Below are 4,997 nucleotides of genomic sequence, written 5' to 3' on the forward strand. Positions count from 1 at the left end.
GCCCGCCTCGCCCAATTCCTCCCCGCCGCCGGCCGCCGCTATGCCGAGACCCGCAATGCCGATGATGGCCCGGGCGAGGGCGCGGGGCGGAACAATGTCAGCCAGCTCTCGCCGTGGCTCCATGCCGGGCTGATCGACGAGACCGAGGTGCTGGAGGCAGTGCTGGGCCAGCACTCCCCCCGCGCGGCGGAGAAGTTCATCGCCGAGGTGTTCTGGCGGATCTACTTCAAGGGCTACCTCGAACAGCGCCCCGCGATCTGGCATGATTACCGCCGCGACCTTGACGGCGCCCGCGCCGCGCTGACGCGCAATGCGGGCCTGCGCACCGCTTACGAGGAAGCGGCCGGCGGCCGCACCGGGATCGAGGCTTTCGACGTCTGGGCGCGGGAGCTGGTGGCGACCGGCTACCTCCACAACCACGCGCGGATGTGGTTTGCGAGCATCTGGATCTTCACGCTGAAGCTCGACTGGCGGCTCGGGGCGGACTTCTTCCTGCGGCACCTGATGGACGGCGACGCGGCCTCGAACACGCTGTCGTGGCGCTGGGTCGCGGGGCTGCACACCAAGGGCAAGCACTACCTCGCCCGCGCCGACAACATCGCGCGTTACACCGCCGGGCGGCCCGAGGGGGCGCTCGCCGCTACGCGGCTCGCGGGGGATGAGGCCGAGCCGCTGACCGAAGTGCCCGAGTATCCGCGCCAGAAGCTCGACCTGCCCCGTCCCGTCACCGCCACCGATTTCGCCGAGCCCTTCGCGCTGCTGCTGCACGACGAGGCGGCGCATCACGCCCCCCTCGCCCTCCCCGCCGCGCCAGCGCTGGTTATCGGAGCGGCCCGGCCCGATGCCCGCTCGCGCGACAGCGTCGGCGATCTGGCGCGCGACTTCGCTTACGGCGCAGTCGCCTCCGGCATGGCCGAGGCGGCAGCGGCTTTCGGCTGCCCGGCGGTGGAATGGCGCGCAGGCGAGCCGCTCGCGCCCCTGCTGGCGGATGCAGGCGTGTCGAGCATTGCCTTCTCCCATCTTCCGGTCGGATGGACCGGCGATGCGCTCTGGCCCGAGCTTGCCACCCTGCCCCGTGAGGTGAGCCGCCTCGCCCTCATCGGCGATCTCGACCGTGCCACCTGGCCGCTCGCCAAGGCGGGGTTCTTCGGGGTCGCCAAGGCGATCGACGGCCTGCTTGAAGAATGCGCGATCCGCGGCGCGGGATGAGCCCGTCAACCCGGATTTAACCCTGTCGCGTTAAGGCCTTGAGCCTATCTCAATCCCGGGTTCGCTACCGCCATGCTTTACCCCAACCGCCTCCAGGCCGCGCTGTTGTTCGACCGGCCGGTCCACGATCTCGAAGCGATCATGCGCCAGTACATGCGCATCGAGCGGATGCGCAGCGGCGCCGAATTCAACATCTCCGAGACCAATCCGGGCCGCTTCTACCGCCTCTTTTCCGGAGGCGAGGAGCTGATGGTGACCTTCGAATATGTCGACAGGCCCTGCGATGCCCGGCTGTTCGCGCCCTCGCTCGGGTCCCCCTTCACCCGGCTTGCCACGCCCGACATCGACCAGCGGATCGCGCGCACCTATGGCCATATCCTGCTCGAAGTCAGCCACGGGGTGTTCGCCGGGGTCGAGGACGATCCCAAGATCGCGGCAATGTTCGATGCCATCGGCCGCCCGCGCTCGGGCGCGACCCAGCCGCAGTTCGAGCGCCGGCTTTCCGTGCTGGCGCTGATGGCCCGGATTGCGATCGAGTTTGCGATGCCGCTCGCGGTCCACTGGACCCCGACGGACATGCTGCTCCAAGGCGAGTTGTTCGACCGCTTCGCCGAGTCCGGCGACATGCCCGGCCCGCTCCACATCCACCCCTTCCTGTTCGGCCCGCGGGCGGCGGCGGGCGAGGAGGCCAAGGTCGGCATCCGCACCTTCGGCGCGCGCCACTGGCTCGGCCGCGAGGTCATCATCCAGCCCTCGGTCCTGCCGTGGACAGCCAATCTCGAGACGATCATGGCCTTCCTCCGGATCGCGACCATGCCGAACGGCTATGTCATTCCGCACCACGACACCTTCGGGCCCGAGGATCGCAGCCAGTCCTACCGCGTGCTGCACCACGAAAAGGGCGCGATGATCGGCGCGGTCGACCCCTCGCCCGCCGACATGCCGCTCTACGAGCTGATCCCGCTGAAGCATGTCGAGCACGGCTTCCTCGCCCCCGAGCACGTGCCCGACGAGCGCGTGGTCGACGACCGTGCCTTCCCGCTCGATCTCATGCCGGTGGGTCAGGACGAGAAGATGGCGCTCGCCAACGAGTGGTTCCAGAAGCGCAAGCTGGCCGAGGGGATCGGCGGCCGCTTCGAGGTGCGCCATCCCGAGGCGCCGCCCGCACCGCGCCCTCCCGTGCCGCCCACGCCGCCCGAGCCGGGGCTGACCGGGGCCAGCGGGCGCGACCTCAGAGCGCGGGTGTTCGGCCGCAAGGGCGCCTAGCGGTCGCTGCCTTCCGAGGCACGCTTCTCGGCGCGTACGGCCTCGGCCTTTTCGCGTTCTTCGATGGTCTTGCGCGCATGTTCGGCAAGGCCGCGCCAGGTCTTTTCCGAGCGCAGCTCGCGATCGCGGACGTTTTCGAGGGTCGCCTTGGCGGCAAGGGCGGCGGCCTCGTCGGCGCGCTCGCAATAGAATTCGTAGGTCTGGGCCATTCGGGGTGTCCTGCCATGGGAGGGGGTAGGCGGGATTCGTGAGGCGTCGTATCAGGCGCGGGAGCGGGACGCCGAAGCCCCCCGCTCCCGGTATTCGGATCAGGCCGAGGCCAGGTTCACGGCGCTTTCCTTGCCGTTGCGGCCGCGCTCGAGATCGTAGGTCAGACGCTGGTCCTTATCGAGGCTGTGCATCCCTGCGGCCTGCACGGCGGTGATGTGGACGAAGCTGTCCGACGAGCCATCGTCGGGCTGGATGAAGCCGTAGCCCTTCTCGGTGTTGAAGAACTTGACGGTTCCGGTCTTGCTGCTCATGCGTTGTTCCTTTCAAGAACAATGGGTTGCCCGCCGGCAGGATGCCATGCGGGCCGTGCCCCGTGGCCGGAAGGCCACAAAGCGTAGTGCGTCGTATCGTCCGATGAAAGGAAGTCGTCGTCTGGGTATCGCCAAGCGGCCGGGGCCGGATGGTTGAGCGCAAATTTCGAAGTCCGTCGCAAATTTCGACGTCAGCAACGCCCATGTAGCACACCTTCCCGCAATCGCCTAATCGCCCTGCCGTACGCCGCGCGCGTTAACGCAATCGCGATACCTCCCGCGCTACCCTCGCCGGCGCGATGGAGTCCTTTGCCACCCCCCGCGCCCTTGCCGGCGCCTCGCCCGAGCTGCGCCGCCGCCTGCGCCGCACCGGCGTGGTGGTGGTCGGCGGATCGGTCGCGGTCTCGGCGCTCTTCGCGCACACCTCCTTCACCATGTTCGGCCAAGTCCAGTATTCGCACACCATGGTCTTCGCCACGCTGATCCCGCTGGTGGTGGCGAGCATCGCCTTCAGCTGGATCGCGGCGCTGACCATCCGCCTCGACGCCTCGCGCCGCGATCTCGAGCGGCTCGCGCTGCAGGACCCGCTCACCGGCCTTGCCAACCGCCGCGCGGCGATGGGCCAGCTCGCCGCATGGTCCGCCGCGCCCCGCACCGCCATCTGCCTTGCCATCGCCGACATCGACCACTTCAAGCGCGTCAACGACGGGCTCGGCCACGACGGCGGGGACGCCAGCCTCGTCCACTTCGCCGCCATGCTGCGCCGCATGGTGCCCGATGGCTGGCTGGTCGCCCGGATCGGCGGCGAGGAGTTTCTCATCGCCGCCCCGGCCGCCGGGTTCCCCGCCTTCGCCGAGCGCATCGAGACCCTGCGCACCGCCATCGCCGAGACCCCGCTCATCACCCCCGCCGGCCCCTGGCGCCTGACCGCGAGCTTCGGCCTTGCCGAGCAGGGCGCCGCCGAGCCCCCCGACCGCCTCATCACCCGCGCCGACCGCGCGCTCTACAGCGCCAAGCAGGCCGGGCGGAATCGCTCAGAGCGAGCTGCGTAGGCCTATTGTTGGCGTGCCCGCCTCCGCGTGGAGTCTTTTGTTTTCCGCACGCCATCCGGCGCGCGAAATCCTCGCTCACGCGGCCTGAAGGCCGCATCGCTGCGGGCGGCCGGTCGGCCTTGCGGTCGCTGCGCGACCGATACCAGCGCTCCCCATTCCCGTAGGCGTTGGTTCGGCCCTCAGGGCCGCGAGCGCACGGCGCGAGCCGCAGGTGCTCCGTAGCGAAGCGAAGGAAACAGCACCGAGGACGCAGCCGCGGAGGCGGCTGCGCAACACAAACAAAGCATAACCGGACAAAGCGGACACCCTGTCCGCTTCACTCCTTCCATCCATTCTCCTGTAATGTCTGCATTAAATCGTCATCCGACAAGGCGGACGGACAGGGAAAGGGGGCCGTGTTTGCACCCGTCAGCCCGTCGAACTCGGCCGGATCCTCGGGGGTGAGCGCGCCCGTCGCCACCGCTTCGCCGTGTTCGACCTTCGCCAGCAGCGCCTCGAAATCGCGCGCATGGCGCTCGGCGGTGGAGCCCAGTCGCCCGAAGGCCGGATTGCCGCCCATCGTGTAGCGTCCGAGCAAGGCCACCGTCAGCCGCTCGTCGAAGCGCCGGTAGCTGCCGACCTGCTCGCCCTGGAAGAACACCGGCACCTCGACCCCGTTCAGCGCGCGCTCGAGCGCGGTGTGGGCGAGCACGTCATAGGAATGATGGAACGCCACCTCCCACGCGAGATCGAAGGGCTGGCCCTTCAACCGCGAGCGCAGCCGATAGGCCGACTGCCGCGACTTGCCGACCGACCTTGCGGCCTCGGAGACGGAATGCGTCGCCGAGAGCGCCCGCAGAAACGCCGCCTGCGTGTCGAGCGGCCAACTGTCGTGGCGGGCGGGCTTTTGCGGGGGTTCGGCGTTGGTGTCGGGAACGGCGCGAAGCTTGGCGCGGGTGGCGACGCGGGG

At 69.3% G+C, this 4,997-nt stretch carries 5 protein-coding genes and 1 pseudogene; 3 read left to right on the forward strand and 3 right to left on the reverse strand.

Features of this window, described 5'->3' with window-relative positions; all coding sequences use genetic code 11:
• The coding region (locus AX708_RS04430) for an FAD-binding domain-containing protein (protein WP_067489603.1) at positions 1-1,209 on the forward strand (1,209 nt) is incomplete at its 5' end.
• A gap of 72 nt (positions 1,210-1,281) precedes the next feature.
• Positions 1,282-2,475 (forward strand): hypothetical protein, encoded by a 1,194-nt coding sequence (locus tag AX708_RS04435; RefSeq protein WP_066531309.1) that lies wholly within the window; start codon positions 1,282-1,284, stop codon positions 2,473-2,475.
• Here the strand turns inward: AX708_RS04435 and AX708_RS04440 are convergent.
• Positions 2,472-2,684, reverse strand: a complete 213-nt coding sequence (locus AX708_RS04440) for a hypothetical protein (protein WP_066531311.1) — start codon at positions 2,682-2,684, stop codon at positions 2,472-2,474. The genes AX708_RS04435 and AX708_RS04440 overlap by 4 nt on opposite strands.
• A 99-nt stretch (positions 2,685-2,783) precedes the next feature.
• Positions 2,784-2,996, reverse strand: a complete 213-nt coding sequence (locus AX708_RS04445; protein ID WP_066531312.1) for a cold-shock protein — start codon at positions 2,994-2,996, stop codon at positions 2,784-2,786.
• Between the two features lie 299 nt (positions 2,997-3,295).
• On the opposite strand from AX708_RS04445, the gene AX708_RS04450 reads away from it, so the two are divergent.
• Positions 3,296-4,048, forward strand: a complete 753-nt coding sequence (locus AX708_RS04450) for a GGDEF domain-containing protein (RefSeq protein ID WP_066531313.1) — start codon at positions 3,296-3,298, stop codon at positions 4,046-4,048.
• A 316-nt stretch (positions 4,049-4,364) separates the two neighbouring features.
• Here AX708_RS04450 and AX708_RS20760 read toward each other — a convergent pair.
• Positions 4,365-4,997 (reverse strand): annotated as a pseudogene (locus tag AX708_RS20760) (hypothetical protein); the annotation flags it as partial.

The sequence above is a fragment of the Erythrobacter sp. CCH5-A1 genome, from assembly GCF_001557115.1.
Lineage (GTDB): Bacteria > Pseudomonadota > Alphaproteobacteria > Sphingomonadales > Sphingomonadaceae > Erythrobacter.